Here is a 14,335-nt window from a genome sequence, read left to right as displayed (position 1 = left end):
CTGTGTAAGATTGTAGAGCAAAAGGGTTGGATTTTAACAGGACTTACGCAAAATCATGAAAAAAMGAACCRCGTTCGCGTAGCSTCTCCCCTTCTCCCAAAGGGAGAGGCTAGCGCCAAGGGAGAAGGACACGAAGGAAAGAGGGTTGCAGAGAGTTATTGCGTAAGTCCTATTTAAGAAGAATCACTGGCAGTCATCATATTTATCAAAACCCGGAAATAGAACAAATTTTTTGAACCTCCCCACGTCTAAAGCCAGGGGATTCTTGCCCACCTGAAAAAGGCGACAACGGGACATTCAAGTATCCCTCTACTCACTCAAAGAGCTTTTGCTCTCATTCGCGCATACTTTCTGAGTCCTTCATATTTTAAAGATGAACGCTCCATATCCTGCCCTTATTCGCCCTTTAACTATTCCGAATCGAGTCGGATATGTCCGTTGCCGGGATTGCTCCGTACTAGGATACTTCAATGCGCTGAAGGTTATTCCTACTTGTTTTCTCGCTAATCTATTTTAACACTGTGGCTAAAGCCACGCAATCGTTTGACGGAACTTAAAAGTTCTTACCGCCTTCTCCCCATGCCTAAAGTCAGGGGCTTGCGTCTCGTTTTTCGGTCAATACCTGTTCATCGTAATCAAGATTTGAAAGTTGGAACCTTAAGAGCCTTGATGAAAATAGCTCAGTTATCTGAGGATGATTTACTCTAAGAGATGTCTTAAAAGTCTTCGGCGAATATAATATCGCTAACGCGATCGCCTTTGGCGAAAGCTACTACATAAGCGAGGTCTTATGAAAAATCAAGGGTTTGAAACCCACGAAGTTGGCCTTCCCTTTATGCGAAGGAATGAGGCGTTTAATCAAGTAGTAACAGTTATTAGCCCCGAAAAAGAATATCGAAATGAGGAAGATGAGTTAATAGTCCTATGTCAGAAACTCCTCATCTCCCTCAACTTATAACTGAGAACTTTTAACCGCCTAACTCGTTGGGGCGCTTGTATTGCTGATAGGCGGCGAAAAATAGCCCAGCCAAAGTGACAACAATCAGACCAAGGACAATACCGGATAGCAAGGGTTCAACCACTTTAAATCTCCTGTTGGCAAATGTTCAATATTCGTTTCTGCTGTTCATTCTACCAAATTGGGGATGAATCCCTCGCTCTCCAATGTTTTACAACGACTAATGATCATAAAAAAATTATCATTTGTGCTTGCAGACACCATCAAGAACTTTTAAGCTATGTGTAGGAAATGAAATACTTCTAGTAAACTCCACTTTGACGGCAAACCTTTTGGATAACCAGATTACCAAACCAGAAACTCGAATACAGTGGATCACCTTATTGGCTCTGGTGCTACTGCTAGCAGCCCCTTTGGGCATTTTTGGTGTTCAAATGGTTAGATCTGCTGATCCTTATGCGAAGAATGTCCTTTCCCTCAAAGGAGATCAAGTTCAAGGACACGCCATCTTTCAAATTAACTGCGCTGGTTGTCATGGACTGGAAGCAGATGGGCTAGTTGGCCCCAGTTTGCAAGATGTCTCTAAGCGCAAGTCCAGATATAAGCTGATTCATCAAGTGATTAGTGGCGAAACACCGCCAATGCCAAAATTTCAACCTAGCGTGCAAGAAATGTCCGACCTATTGAGCTATTTGGAGAGTTTATAATCTATTGAATGATCAAAGTCAGATTTTGCTGATAATGCTTGACTTGTCTACTATTTTGATAATCCCACGGCTTAAAGCTGTGGGATTGTCGCTTAAGTAAGGTCAAGTTTGCAACTTTTCTCCGGGGAAGGCAACGATTTGGGAAACATTCGTAGGACTTACGCAAGAACTCTCTGAAACCCTCTTAACTTCGTGTCCTTTGTGTCCTTCGTGGTTCGTTTTTTCATAATTTTGCGTAAGTCCTGATTCGATATAAAATCTAAAATTTAAAATCAAAAATCACAATGACAAAGCTGACTCCTAATTCTAGTTTTAGTTTGACCCTGCGTTTGCAAATTCCCAACCGTGTGGGGATGTTAGCATCAATTACCCAGGCGATCGCCACCACTGGTGGTAATCTTGGACACATTGATTTAGTTGAGCAAACCCGTCATGAATCTACCCGTGATATTACTGTAGATGCGGCTAGTACCGAACACGCTGAAACTATTGTGCAAGCAGTCAAAGCATTGCCAGATATTCAGTTACTCAGTGTTTATGATCGCACCTTTAATTTGCATCGTGGAGGCAAAATTGGCATTGTCAGCCGCATTCCCATCAAGAGTGTTTCTGATTTAGCAATGGCGTATACTCCTGGAGTTGGTCGAATTTGTACTGCGATCGCTCAAGACCCTGAAGAAGTTTACAATTTAACCATCAAACAAAATACTGTCGCCATTGTTACCGATGGTAGTGCCGTTTTGGGTTTAGGAAATCTGGGACCTTCTGCGGCTTTACCAGTCATGGAAGGTAAAGCAATGTTATTCAAAGAATTTGCTGGGCTGGATGCTTTTCCCATCTGTCTTGATACCCAAGATACAGATGAAATTGTGCGGACAGTCAAAAATCTCGCGCCAGTTTTTGGTGGTGTCAACCTAGAAGATATTGCTGCGCCTCGTTGCTTTGAAATTGAAAAGAGATTACGAGCCGAACTAAATATCCCAGTGTTTCATGATGACCAACACGGTACAGCTATTGTTACCTTAGCAGCCTTGTTTAACGCCTTAAAACTTGTCAATAAGTCATTAGCAGAAATCCGCATAGTGATTAATGGTGCTGGGGCGGCTGGAGTGGCGATCGCTCGCTTACTTCGCAAAGCTGGAGCCGAAAAAATCTGGATATGCGACTCCAAAGGAATTATCTCTACCAGTCGCACCGATTTGACCCCAGAGAAGCAGGAATTTGCCGTTAAAGCCCAGGGTACGCTGGGGGGTGCAATGCAAGGCGCAGACGTGTTTATCGGCGTAAGCGCACCCGGAGTATTGACAGTGGAAATGGTGCAAGGAATGGCTAAAGACCCGATTGTGTTTGCTATGGCTAATCCCATTCCTGAAATTCAGCCAGAATTAGTCAGTAAAATTGTTGCTGTCATGGCTACAGGTCGCAGTGACTACCCCAATCAAATTAATAACGTCTTAGCTTTTCCCGGAGTATTTCGTGGGGCTTTAGATTGTCGCGCCCAGACAATTACCACCACCATGTACTTAGAAGCCGCCAATGCGATCGCCTCCTTAGTCAAACCTTCAGACTTGAATCGGGAACACATCATCCCATCAGTCTTTGACAAACGTGTTGCGCCTGCTGTTGCTGCTGCTGTACAACAAGCCGCACGTCAAGAAGGAATCGCCAAAAGTTAGTTAATTCCCAATCAAAAAACATTTCAAATTTTCTTGTGGGATGGGTGTCCCCACCCGTCCCGTAATTTTTACCCACTCCCCACTCCCCAGAAGAAGCAGGGGCGCACCGGAGCAGGGAGCAAGGGGGAGAGAGCAAGTCCTAAGTTGACAATTTCATAGACAAAACTATACTTATATTGACAAAAATCAATATATATTTTAGGAAAAAATCAACTACTTGATATATAATACGGTGATATCAAGTATTGAATTGAGACTATTGCCGACGCGAAAACCAAGCAATGATGGTGGTAGTCTTTTTCAGAAACTTAATTGGAACACAATCGCGTCTGGCTAAGGCGTGAAAGTCTACTGAGGGATAACTGCTCCCATGCTCCCGTTGAAGTAGAAAGTAAAGTCTAGTTTTGTCTAGGTTTTATATAGCAGAAATTACCAGGACTTACGCAAAATATCTCTCAAACCCTCTTTTCTTCTCCCAAGGGGAGACGCTACGCGAACGTGTTCTTCGTTCCTTCTCCCTTGGCGCTAGCCTCTCCCTTTGGGAGAAGGGGAGAGGCTAACGCCAACGTGTTTCGTTTTTTCATAATTTTGCGTAAGTCCTAATTACTTTAAAACTTCCGGTTACTTAACAACCGTTCCTCTTCTCCCCTGCCCCCTGCCCCCTGCCCCCGTTCCTCTTCTCCCCACGGACCACTCCTACTGCAACGGAATAAAACCCGCACGTTCAACAGCCTGTTGTCCTTGAGGAGATAAAGCCAACTCCACAAATTGCTTAACGGCTGGGCTAGTTTTACGTGGTACTGCTAAATAAACAACTCGACTAATTGGGTAAGTACCATTTTTCACTAAAGCTTTATCTGTCGGCGATATGCCATTAATAGGCACAATCCGGACAGTTTGTTGATTTTCAATTTGCGTAACAGTACTGTAGCTAATGCCGTCATTACCTAAAGCCCGTAAAATTGGAGTAGTTTCATCTTGCAGCACCGTAGTAAAATTACCACCATCAGGAGCAAAAGCTTTACCAGAAAGTATCGCCTCCTGAAAGAAAGAATGAGTCCCACTGTCACGGGAACGGTTAATCACCTTTATAGGCAGATTTGGACCACCCACCTCTGACCAGTTGGTGATTTGTCCCAGGAAAATTAAACGCAACTGTTCCATAGTTAATCCCCCTTTGTATGGGTTATTGATACCTACCGCCACAGCTAAACCATCACGGGCGATAGGTACTCCCACAATTCCTGCTGACAATTCGCTACCATTCAGGGGACGTGAACTAGCTGCTATCAATACTTTGCCATCAATCAGGTTTTTTAGTCCCGCATTAGTACCATTAGGTTTACCATCCGGTATCCCGTAAGTTGTCGGTAAATTAGGATTTAAAAAATTATAGGCAATCTGAAACTGTTTAACTAGAGTAACTATAGTTACACTGCCATCAATGCTTAAAACTGTTGGGTTTGGTAAACTTGCATCTAAACTTCCTACATCAAAACCTTGAACTGGACTAGATTCAGACCCAGAAGATTGATCATTATTTAAAGATGGCGATGCATTCTGATTGGATTCTATAGAATTTGGTGTTAGTCCAGGCAATAGTTTGAAGTACCACAAACCCAATCCTAAAATTCCACCAGTGAGCAGTAGAGTCAGCACCAGTATAAGTATTTCTCGATTTTTGCTGTTTGTAGCCATATTGTAGATTTACCCTAATTAACCAACTTGATAGAGGTTTCCAGCTACCACCCAAAGGTTATTTTGTCATATTTTGATACAATTGCCCTCTGAAAAATTCCGGATTTGACAGTGGATAACCAGCTAGACGCACCGGAAACTGTTGATCAGATAGGTGTCAATGTCGGACTACAGTATTTCTATTCTGCGTTCAAAAATTCTAAATACCCATTGCTGAGTTCTTTCACCGCTAAGTCATAAAATTGCTTACCGTGTTCTGGTGTTGCTAAAGCCGGATTTGAACCCATGCGTCCGTCTGGGTAACTTTTGCGGAAGTCAGTCGCACTATAAATTCGGTGTCCACTGGCAACTTCTGGAGAGAGGGACGCTTGTTTTATTGACTCTGGATAAATATACTGGGTAAGGGCTACTTCACTGGGTGTCGCATGAGAGCCTTCTTGGTCGCCATATAATTCTTTAGCGAGTTTGTATACAGAACCGCACATAAACCAGTTAGCTACTTGACATTGTACCTGTTGGGCGTTGACAATCTGCAAATCTTCCAAATGTGCGTAAGTTTCCGAAAAGGCAGCTTTGAGGGTGGCAATATTACCACCGTGTCCATTGATGAAGTAGAATTTGGCAAAGCCTGCTTTGGTTAAACAAGTGATATAGTCTCGTACTACCTGAATCATCGTACTGGGACGCAGACTTATTGTGCCAGGAAAAGCGGTATGATGTAATGCCATCCCTACATTGATTGTAGGGCCGATGAGTGCCTGAGTTGCGTCACCTACACCACGAGCGATCGCCTCTGCACAAATCGCATCAGTCCCAATTAAACCAGTGGGACCATGTTGTTCAGTGGAACCAATGGGGAGAATAATACCCCGTGATTGTTGTAAATAAGCTTCAACTTCTGACCAAGTGCTTAAATGTAGTTGCATTTTGCAGAAAAATCTAGTTTAGGAATATCCAATTTCTAGCATTTTAAAAAATTCTTGGACTACCTCATCTGGATTTTCATAACACCTAGATGAATCAAATCTTTCCACGACCTTGATACCGTGTCTTCTAAAAATGCGTTCTCTCTCTTGTTCTTCTACTCTGCGTTCTGGGGTATGATACGGTCCATCAACTTCCAAAATTCCCCATTTACCGTTGTAACAAATTAGAAAATCAGCCTCTTTATTGGCTCTACCATTGGGTGTATTAAGTCGAGCTAAACAGTTTGGTAAAAATAAAACTTCAGCGCGGTCTAGTGCTTCAGCAATTTTGATTTCTGTTTTTGACCGAAATGTTAGCCTTTGCCAAGTATGAGTTTTGTTATTGAAATTAAACTTAACTCCTTAGACATCTCCGAAAAAGAATAAAATTATGGTATAAGAGTATAAAATGCTATTTTTAGTAAAGCATTATGAGCAGTATATTCGATTATATCCAAAATAATCCCCAGGAAGCACAGCGTTTAGTAGGGCTGAAATATGAACAGTTGCAGGAACTTTTAGACAAAGCCATTAAACTGCACAATCATAAACGAGAATTGCTTGAAGATAGAAAAGTGAGAATTATTCTGGGTGGAGGTGGTCGCAGACCAAAATTATCACCATCGGAGCAAATAATTCTCACCCTAACATATTTACGACATTTAACCACATTTCAACTATTGGGTATTCAATTTGGCGTGAGTGAAACAACTGCAAATGATACGTTTAACTATTGGTTGCCATTATTGGGAGAATTATTACCACCAAGTTTAGTAGAACAGGTAAAAAAAACTCCAGTGACTATGAAATTGTTAAAGAAGTTTTAACAGACTTTGAACTAATCGTAGATAGCTATGAACAGCCCATAGAAAGACCTTCAGAGTATCAACAGCAGGAAAAATATTACTCAGGTAAGAAGAAAATGCACACTAGAAAAAGTCAATTAATTGTTCTGCCTAATGGTAGAGATATTGTTGATGTAGTAGCTGGTGAGCCAGGACGAAAAAGTGACATAAATTTATTTCGGGAAAATAAAAATGGGTTTGAAGAGAAACAAAAATTTTCCGGTGACAAAGCTTACCAAGGAGAGAAATCAATTAAAACACCTGAAAAAAAGCCTAGAAAAAAAGAATTAAGTTCTGAACAAAAAATTCAAAATAAAGAACTGGCATCAGAGCGCATATTTGTAGAACATTTAATTCGTTTAGTGAAGATATTTAGAGTAGCTCAAGAAAGATTTAGATTAAATTCCTCTAAATACGAGCAGATAATTATGACTATTTGTGGACTCGTTAGATTACGCATTGGCACATTTATTTTGTAACTATAAAAACTTGAAATTATTTATAATAAAATTACCTCAAAGAGATCCTACTTTTGGCTAATTACCAACAACACGCATTTCTAACACCTATTCTACCGTAGAATCTCAGGATATTTGCAGTTAGCGATCGCTCACCAAAAATATCGTAACTGCAAGGGTTTGATAGTTTTCGGAGATGTCTCTTGGTTATTGGCATTATTCGCACTTTCGGGAGTTTTGCGTAAAATTAAGTCTGTACTTTCTATAATTTTTTTGTATAAACTAGCAAATTCTCCAGGTAAAAAATTACCTTCTATCGGTCGTCGTTCTTGTGGATTAATTTTGACTTCTTCTTCATCATATTCACCAGATACATAAACATATTCACAAACTACTTTATCTAGTGTTGTTTCACTATTAATATTCCAACCTTTTATACAAGCACCTGTCAGAGTTGCGTTATAAAAATTTGTAGCGATTACGTTCGATTCATATAGAATAGCCAAACCCAGGTAAGCCCACATCAGGTCAACATTACTCAGGTTTGCATTACTCAGGTTCGCATTACTCAGGTTCGCTCCACTCAGGTCAGCCCAAATCAGGTTCGCATTACTCAGGTTCGCATTACTCAGCTTCGCATTACTCAGCTTCGCATTATTCAGGTCAGTCCTACTCAGGTTAGCACTACTCAGGTTAGCACTACTCAGGTTAGCTTCTCTCAGGTCAGCACCCATCAGGTCAGCTTCACCCAGGTCAGCCCTTCTCAGGTTAGCACCATTGAAGTTAGCACCATTCAAGTTAGCCCCACTCAGGTTAGACTTAAACAGGTCAGTCCTACTCAGGTTAGCACTACTCAGGCTAGCATTACTCAGGTCAGCATTAGTCAGGTCAAACTCCAACAGTTTAGCCCCACTCAGGTCAACTTTTAAACGTAAATTTTCACTCCTCCACTCATTCCAAACTTCTACACCCTGTTTCAGTATTGCTAGATGCTGCTCATTCGCCATGATCGATTTTTTATACTTAAATTTTTCAATATTCGGATTTTAACCTAATACCGGAAAACAAGCCCTTGAAAGTTAGTTAAAGTTCTGGTTTAGGGCGATTTTATTCGGGTTGACTGAGTGTATCAGCATTAGTCAACCATTCAAGGTGGGTTACGCTGTCGCTAACCCACCCTACTGGCTAGGACTTACGCAAGAACTCTCTGAAACCCTCTTGACTTCGTGTCCTTTGTGTCCTTCGTGGTTCGTTTTTTTCATAATTTTGCGTAAGTCCTGATAACGTCAAAAAGACACAGTACATACTGTGCCTTTTTGCTTGTATTCAATTAACTGTAGAGATGTTTGCATTCTGGAGAATAGAACCAACCAAAAGACGAGAGAATTAATTCTTGATGCTTGACACTTGACTAATCAAAGCAATAATGTTTTTTCACGTCGCTTGTAATTTCCCATGTACAAGACATACCAGCAGGAAAAGTAACTAAATCGCCTTTACCCATTTGCACTGGTTGTCCACCATCAGGCGTAACAACGACATCACCTAACAAAAAATAACAAGTCTCTTGAGAATCATAACTCCAGGGAAATTTGGATATTTCTTTCTGCCAAATTGCCCATTTGAAAACACCTAACTCCTTAAGATGTTCTTCACTTGGTTGATGCTCAATTTTAATTTCCATGTTATGTTTTCTCTGTTGGGATTTAGCAGTAGGTCTGGATATCTTCTCCACACTTATCTACTAAATAACATAATGCCCGAAAGCGCAAGCCGACAAATTGATCATACAGTGGATTAAGCGTACACATAGCCGGAATGTGGGCTATTTTGCGGCCAAATAGGATGACATCACGCTCAAAAGGGCATTGAGCCGGAATCAATTTCGCAATAAAGTGAGCAAAGTCACGATTTTGAATTTCGAGATTGTCTAGCCTGTTACGCAATGGTTGCAGTAAATCGAATTTAAGTCGAGGAAATTTATTTGTTCTACCCGCTTGATGCGTGGCTTCTACTTCTGCTGATTTGATAAAAGCAGGTAGGATAATATGTTGATTATTTGTCTTAAGCATAGTTCTGAGCAAGGTCTTCCTTGTATTGATAAACTATTTGCCGATTTAGAGCTTTACCATGCAATCTATGTCGGGAATTTGTTTTGTGCTGATGACTCGAACGAGTAAAAGCACAAAGTGAGTAATTTGCATAGAACTTGCTGGTAAATAGTTCACTTACTTTATATTTAAGCTCACTAGATAACCAATAAATGTCCGGTTAAATACAAAATAACAAAGAAAATATAAATATGGCCTTCCATTAACTTATACTTATTAATTGCTGACTTTAAAAGTAGCGATCCCCGATATTTTATTTGAATTCATAGTTTAAAAACTGCCTAGTAGTTGGATTTGTACTATTGTCGGCTAAAGCAGGCTGTAACCTTGACTCCATCTAGAATTTATGTGTATTTATTCCCTAACTATAACTAATATTAGCGCCTCAGTATCACAATAAATGTCTTTTTTTGCTACGGAGTTTCTCCTGTATATTACTTAATTAACTGCACAAGATCCTTTGATAAGTAGAAACTAATTTAATTTAGTCAGTTTCAGAAATTATTACCATAATTCAAGTCAAATTGCAAGTAGCATTCAGCACATAAAAATTGCCTAGACGGATGATCTCGAACAGCTACAAAATTTATGTTAGGCTTGCCAATAAAAAATGTTAAGTAAAATTACAAAACTTGCCAAAATATTGAGAAATTTGCTGCAAGTCAAACATGGCTTTAACGTAGAACCTATAGGAGATACTTGAAGCAAATATAAAATATGAACCAGAATAATACTCAAAAATACCAGTTTGTCTGTACTCTGACCTTTGGTGACATCTACGGTCAAATAATTGTTTGGTTAATAACAATTACTCTCAGTTTGGCATCTGCTTTGGCGCTGATGGGTGCTAAACGTCCTGTGTATGCTTTAGCAACTGTGGGTCTGATAGTTCTGTTATCACTACCGTTTTTGCTGTTTGCATTCGTCACTACCTTATTCAATCATATTGAAGTCAGAGCTATATCTCCAGGAACCAAGACCGAACCCATCCCTGGTAATATTTCTCAGCAACAGCCAGTACAAGCTACTAGCTGAGGAATTCTAGTTAAAATTATCGCTTAATATGGGTGGGTAAGATGTCCACCCCACAAGAGTTAATATGGGTGGGTAAGATGTCCACCCCACAAGAGTTAATATGGGTGGGTAAGATGTCCACCCCACAAGAGTTTAATCTAATTTGAATATGCAACCTAGATGTTTTTAAGCCCAATAAATATAATTGATCATTAATGGGAATTTTAGTCAACCCGCCCCGACATGACCCCTTGCGAATGGGATTTTACTACCAGGTGAAAGTCCTCTCGTGGAAGAAATATAGAATAGAACAGCAGCGTTTTGCAGTCGGGGGGTAGTGATGTTAGAACATGATGTGATTATAGTCGGTGGGGGATTGGCGGGATGTCGCGCTGCGGTGGAAATTGCGCGCACTGATCCTAGTTTAAATGTGGCTGTGGTTGCCAAAACTCATCCCATCCGTTCCCACTCGGTAGCCGCTCAAGGTGGAATGGCGGCTTCTCTGAAAAATGTTGATTCTGAAGATAGTTGGGAAGCACACGCTTTTGATACTGTCAAGGGGTCTGACTATTTAGCCGACCAAGATGCAGTGGCTATTCTCGCCCAAGAAGCCCCAGATGTGGTCATTGATTTGGAACACATGGGGGTTTTATTCTCCCGTTTACCTGATGGTCGCATTGCTCAAAGAGCTTTTGGGGGACATTCTCACGATCGCACTTGCTACGCTGCGGATAAAACTGGTCACGCAATTTTACACGAGTTGGTTAACAACCTGCGGCGTTATGGTGTGCATATCTATCAGGAATGGTATGTAATGCGCTTGATTTTAGAATCAGGTGAGGCCAAGGGTGTGGTGATGTTTAACCTGCTAGATGGGCATATAGAGGTGCTGCGAGCGAAGGCGGTAATGTTTGCCACTGGTGGCTATGGTCGCGTTTATAATACTACTTCTAATGATTATGCTTCGACGGGGGACGGTTTGGCGATGACGGCGATCGCAGGTTTACCCCTAGAAGATATGGAATTTGTGCAGTTTCACCCCACGGGTTTGTATCCGGTAGGGGTGCTGATTTCGGAAGCTGTGCGGGGCGAAGGAGCGTATTTAATTAATAGTGAAGGCGATCGCTTCATGAAAAACTACGCACCCAGTCGCATGGAATTAGCCCCTCGTGATATTACCTCACGGGCGATCTCTTACGAAATCCGTGCCGGGCGTGGTGTTCATCCTGATGGAAGTGCAGGCGGTCCCTGTGTCTATCTTGACCTGCGACACATGGGTAAAGAAAAAATTATGAGTCGTGTTCCCTTTTGTTGGGAAGAAGCCCACCGCTTAGTCGGTGTTGATGCAGTCACTCAGCCGATGCCGATTCGCCCCACAAATCACTATTGTATGGGTGGTATCCCAGTGAACATTGATGGACGAGTTCGCAGCAGTGGAGATAATTTAGTAGAAGGCTTTTTTGCGGCTGGGGAAACAGCTTGTGTCTCTGTACATGGTGCTAATCGTCTCGGTAGTAATTCGCTGCTAGAATGTATAGTTTATGGTAAGCGTACTGGGGCGGCGATCGCTCAATATGTGCAGAATCGGAAGTTACCTGCTGTCAACGCAGAACACTACATCCAAGAAGCCCAGCAAGAAATCCAAGCCTTAATAGAACAGCCGGGGAAATATCGAATTAACCAAATTCGTCAAGCCTTCCAAGATTGTATGACCGAATGCTGTGCTGTTTTCCGGACTGAAGAAGTCATGCAGGAAGGTTGGCAAAAAATCACGGAATTACAACAAAAATATCCGCAAATATATTTAGACGACAAAGGTAGCTGCTGGAATACAGAACTTGTAGAAGCCTTAGAATTACGAAGTTTGATGGTGGTAGGACAAACAATTCTCGCCTCAGCTTTAAATCGCCAAGAAAGTCGCGGCGCACACTTCCGCGAAGATTATCCCCAGCGAGATGATACTAATTTTTTGCAACATACAATGGCTTATTATTCACCAGCAGGTATTGATATCCAATATCGCCCAGTGATAATTAATATGTTTGAGCCAAAAGAGCGGAAGTATTAAGAATTTTCTCAAATTAAATGATTCATTTTGTGGAATTGGGTGTTCAATATATACAGGACTTACGCAAAAACCCTCTCAAACCCTTATTCCTCTGTGTCCTCTGCGTCTGGTGTGGTTCGTTATTCCGTAATTTGTGCGTAAGTCCTAATATACAAAAACAACACCCATCCTATATAAATCATAAAGATGATTACTATTGAGATTTATCTATTTGCTAATTGAGCTTTATATGGGAAAATTTTGAATATAGCAATTTAATCTCAGGTAAAACCTGAAACGCTATCAGACTCCCTTTTAATCTGTCGCTTGTAACAGTTAATTTGGATTATTGACTTTCAGTGTCCTGTCAACATCAAAAAGTTATGAAAACGATAATCGCTCGGTCTGCCTTAGCATCATTTTCAGCTGTAGCACTGGCTTGTTTAAGTATTGCGCCAACAACTCCTGTCCAAGCCCAAGCTAACTGTCCGAAAGTCACTAGTCCACAAATAGCCGAACTTTTCGACCGATGGAACAAGTCTTTACAGACCGGAGATCCAAATGCAGTTACCCAGAACTATGCCAAAAATGCTGTTTTGTTGCCGACAGTTTCCAACAAAGTGCGACAAAATCATGCAGAAATTCAGGACTACTTTGTGAAGTTCTTGGAACTGAAGCCCGTAGGCCAAATTAATGACCGCAATATTCGCCTTTATTGCGGTGTCGCTATTGATTCAGGGACATATACATTTACAGTCGTAAATAATGGTAAGACTGAGGAAGTTCAAGCAAGATACACTTTTGTGTATAGCAAAGTCGGCAATCAATGGCTAATAGCAGAACATCACTCTTCAGGTATGCCAGAAAAAATTACTAGCAGCGCTAAATAAAACTTTCTACTTGTGATCAAATCAAAGTGGAGTCAAGCAATAGCAAATATTGGTTGACTCTTACTAAAGATAGATGTACAATGAATGTAAAATAGAAGGGGAGTAGCTGCTGGAAGTAAATTATTATTTACAAACCAGTACATTTGAATCAACATACTGGCGATGAGCCTGGTTCAGATGACAAATAATAAATATTTGGTAGCGAGACCTTCACTGAGTTTACACAAAGAAATTGTGTGTAGCTCTCAGTGAAGTGTTACAACTCTCATTGAAGCTCCACACAGGTAAAAAATCCTTCAGGAGTTTGAGAGAGTGTTAACAGCATTTACCGCAGGTTTATTATTAATTACAATTTCCGAGCTAGGGGATAAAACATTCTTTATCGCTGTAATTTTAGCGATGAAACACTCGCGCAAGCTAGTCTTCATCGGTGTATCAGCCGCCTTAGCTGCGATGACAATTCTTTCAGTCTTATTTGGGCAAGTTGTATCTTTATTGCCACAAACTTATGTGAAATACGCCGAAATAGTTTTATTTTTTGCCTTTGGGATCAAGCTGTTATATGAAGCTAGTAAAATGACTGATTCTAACTGTGAGACAGAAGTAAATGAGGCTAAAGAAGCAGTAGAAAAAGCAGAGTTACAAACAGATATAAAAACTCCCTTAGCAATTTTAATAGAAGCCTTTACACTGACATTTGTAGCAGAATGGGGCGATCGCACGCAAATTGCCACCATCGCCCTAGCCGCCAGTTATAACGCCGTGGGAGTAGCTGCGGGTGCAGTTTTAGGACACGCCATTTGTACAGCGATCGCCGTCATTGGCGGTAAACTCATAGCCGGACGCATTTCCGAACGTCAACTCACCTTTGCAGGCGGATGTCTATTTCTCATCTTCGGCATCGTTGCGGCTGTAGAAGGAGTTTGAGGATGTGGGGAGTGGGAAGAAGCAGGGGTGCAGGGTGCA

At 41.2% G+C, this 14,335-nt stretch carries 16 protein-coding genes; 9 read left to right on the top strand and 7 right to left on the bottom strand.

What is annotated here, in order from left to right:
* Positions 1-790: 790 nt before the first annotated feature.
* Positions 791-958 (top strand): hypothetical protein, encoded by a 168-nt coding sequence (locus tag NSP_RS26740; RefSeq protein WP_006194774.1) that lies wholly within the window; start codon positions 791-793, stop codon positions 956-958.
* Positions 959-968: 10 nt separating this feature from the next.
* Here the strand turns inward: NSP_RS26740 and petG are convergent, their stop codons facing one another.
* Complete coding sequence (gene petG / locus NSP_RS06885) at positions 969-1,082, bottom strand: cytochrome b6-f complex subunit V (RefSeq protein ID WP_006194775.1); 114 nt, start codon at positions 1,080-1,082, stop codon at positions 969-971.
* 208 nt (positions 1,083-1,290) lie between these two features.
* Here petG and NSP_RS06880 point away from each other — a divergent pair, with 208 nt between their 5' ends.
* Together NSP_RS06880 and NSP_RS06875 are read left to right on the top strand one after the other, a co-directional pair.
* Positions 1,291-1,665 carry a c-type cytochrome gene (locus tag NSP_RS06880; protein ID WP_006194776.1) on the top strand — a complete coding sequence of 125 codons (375 nt, stop codon included), beginning with the start codon at positions 1,291-1,293 and terminating at the stop codon, positions 1,663-1,665.
* A 284-nt stretch (positions 1,666-1,949) separates the two neighbouring features.
* Positions 1,950-3,341, top strand: coding sequence for a malic enzyme-like NAD(P)-binding protein (locus tag NSP_RS06875; protein ID WP_006194777.1), 1,392 nt, complete (start codon positions 1,950-1,952; stop codon positions 3,339-3,341).
* A gap of 696 nt (positions 3,342-4,037) precedes the next feature.
* Here NSP_RS06875 and NSP_RS06870 read toward each other — a convergent pair.
* From NSP_RS06870 to NSP_RS06860, 3 genes are all read right to left on the bottom strand, one after another.
* Positions 4,038-5,039: a phosphate ABC transporter substrate-binding protein gene (locus tag NSP_RS06870; RefSeq protein ID WP_006194778.1), complete on the bottom strand. Its 1,002-nt coding sequence runs from the start codon at positions 5,037-5,039 to the stop codon at positions 4,038-4,040.
* Positions 5,040-5,218: 179 nt separating this feature from the next.
* Positions 5,219-5,965 (bottom strand): creatininase family protein, encoded by a 747-nt coding sequence (locus tag NSP_RS06865; protein WP_006194779.1) that lies wholly within the window; start codon positions 5,963-5,965, stop codon positions 5,219-5,221.
* An 18-nt stretch (positions 5,966-5,983) separates the two neighbouring features.
* Complete coding sequence (locus tag NSP_RS06860; protein WP_081450138.1) at positions 5,984-6,190, bottom strand: DUF559 domain-containing protein; 207 nt, start codon at positions 6,188-6,190, stop codon at positions 5,984-5,986.
* A 245-nt stretch (positions 6,191-6,435) separates the two neighbouring features.
* Here NSP_RS06860 and NSP_RS26735 point away from each other — a divergent pair, with 245 nt between their 5' ends.
* A complete protein-coding gene (locus tag NSP_RS26735; RefSeq protein WP_006194781.1) occupies positions 6,436-6,831 on the top strand; it encodes a helix-turn-helix domain-containing protein in 396 nt (131 codons plus the stop codon).
* Entirely contained in the window at positions 6,738-7,328 is a 591-nt protein-coding gene (locus tag NSP_RS25175; RefSeq protein WP_173403274.1) for an HARBI1 family protein, read from the top strand. Before NSP_RS26735 ends, NSP_RS25175 begins: the two co-directional genes overlap by 94 nt.
* Before the next feature lie 131 nt (positions 7,329-7,459).
* On the opposite strand, the gene NSP_RS06845 is transcribed toward NSP_RS25175, so the two are convergent.
* From NSP_RS06845 to NSP_RS06835, 3 genes are all read right to left on the bottom strand, one after another.
* Positions 7,460-8,314, bottom strand: coding sequence for a pentapeptide repeat-containing protein (locus tag NSP_RS06845; RefSeq protein WP_006194783.1), 855 nt, complete (start codon positions 8,312-8,314; stop codon positions 7,460-7,462).
* Positions 8,315-8,718: 404 nt separating this feature from the next.
* Positions 8,719-8,991, bottom strand: coding sequence for a cupin domain-containing protein (locus NSP_RS06840; protein ID WP_006194784.1), 273 nt, complete (start codon positions 8,989-8,991; stop codon positions 8,719-8,721).
* Positions 8,992-9,013: 22 nt separating this feature from the next.
* The gene (locus NSP_RS06835) at positions 9,014-9,379 is read right to left on the bottom strand and encodes a Mo-dependent nitrogenase C-terminal domain-containing protein (protein WP_006194785.1); all 366 of its coding nucleotides are present in this window, start codon (positions 9,377-9,379) and stop codon (positions 9,014-9,016) included.
* A gap of 756 nt (positions 9,380-10,135) precedes the next feature.
* Here NSP_RS06835 and NSP_RS06830 point away from each other — a divergent pair.
* The 4 genes from NSP_RS06830 (at position 10,136) to NSP_RS06815 (ending at position 14,296) form a co-directional block, all read left to right on the top strand.
* On the top strand, positions 10,136-10,453 hold the full coding sequence (locus NSP_RS06830; protein ID WP_006194786.1) for a hypothetical protein: 318 nt from the start codon (positions 10,136-10,138) through the stop codon (positions 10,451-10,453).
* Positions 10,454-10,772: 319 nt separating this feature from the next.
* Positions 10,773-12,500, top strand: coding sequence for a succinate dehydrogenase/fumarate reductase flavoprotein subunit (locus tag NSP_RS06825; protein ID WP_006194787.1), 1,728 nt, complete (start codon positions 10,773-10,775; stop codon positions 12,498-12,500).
* A gap of 362 nt (positions 12,501-12,862) precedes the next feature.
* Entirely contained in the window at positions 12,863-13,369 is a 507-nt protein-coding gene (locus tag NSP_RS06820) for an SgcJ/EcaC family oxidoreductase (RefSeq protein WP_006194788.1), read from the top strand.
* A 312-nt stretch (positions 13,370-13,681) separates the two neighbouring features.
* The gene (locus NSP_RS06815; RefSeq protein WP_006194789.1) at positions 13,682-14,296 is read left to right on the top strand and encodes a TMEM165/GDT1 family protein; all 615 of its coding nucleotides are present in this window, start codon (positions 13,682-13,684) and stop codon (positions 14,294-14,296) included.
* Positions 14,297-14,335: the final 39 nt, after the last annotated feature.

Origin of the sequence: Nodularia spumigena CCY9414 (assembly GCF_000340565.2) — a bacterium.
Lineage (GTDB): Bacteria > Cyanobacteriota > Cyanobacteriia > Cyanobacteriales > Nostocaceae > Nodularia > Nodularia spumigena.
This window is presented reverse-complemented; position numbering and strand designations above follow the sequence as displayed.

Bases quoted from the DNA above. Each gene is read 5' to 3' on its own strand.
- NSP_RS26740 (WP_006194774.1), top strand. From the start codon at position 791: ATGAAAAATCAAGGGTTTGAAACCCACGAAGTTGGCCTTCCCTTTATG.
- NSP_RS06845 (WP_006194783.1), bottom strand. From the start codon at position 8,314: ATGGCGAATGAGCAGCATCTAGCAATACTGAAACAGGGTGTAGAAGTT.
- NSP_RS06820 (WP_006194788.1), top strand. From the start codon at position 12,863: ATGAAAACGATAATCGCTCGGTCTGCCTTAGCATCATTTTCAGCTGTA.
- NSP_RS06865 (WP_006194779.1), bottom strand. From the start codon at position 5,965: ATGCAACTACATTTAAGCACTTGGTCAGAAGTTGAAGCTTATTTACAA.
- NSP_RS06875 (WP_006194777.1), top strand. From the start codon at position 1,950: ATGACAAAGCTGACTCCTAATTCTAGTTTTAGTTTGACCCTGCGTTTG.
- NSP_RS06825 (WP_006194787.1), top strand. From the start codon at position 10,773: ATGTTAGAACATGATGTGATTATAGTCGGTGGGGGATTGGCGGGATGT.
- NSP_RS06870 (WP_006194778.1), bottom strand. From the start codon at position 5,039: ATGGCTACAAACAGCAAAAATCGAGAAATACTTATACTGGTGCTGACT.
- NSP_RS26735 (WP_006194781.1), top strand. From the start codon at position 6,436: ATGAGCAGTATATTCGATTATATCCAAAATAATCCCCAGGAAGCACAG.
- NSP_RS06835 (WP_006194785.1), bottom strand. From the start codon at position 9,379: ATGCTTAAGACAAATAATCAACATATTATCCTACCTGCTTTTATCAAA.
- NSP_RS06840 (WP_006194784.1), bottom strand. From the start codon at position 8,991: ATGGAAATTAAAATTGAGCATCAACCAAGTGAAGAACATCTTAAGGAG.
- NSP_RS06830 (WP_006194786.1), top strand. From the start codon at position 10,136: ATGAACCAGAATAATACTCAAAAATACCAGTTTGTCTGTACTCTGACC.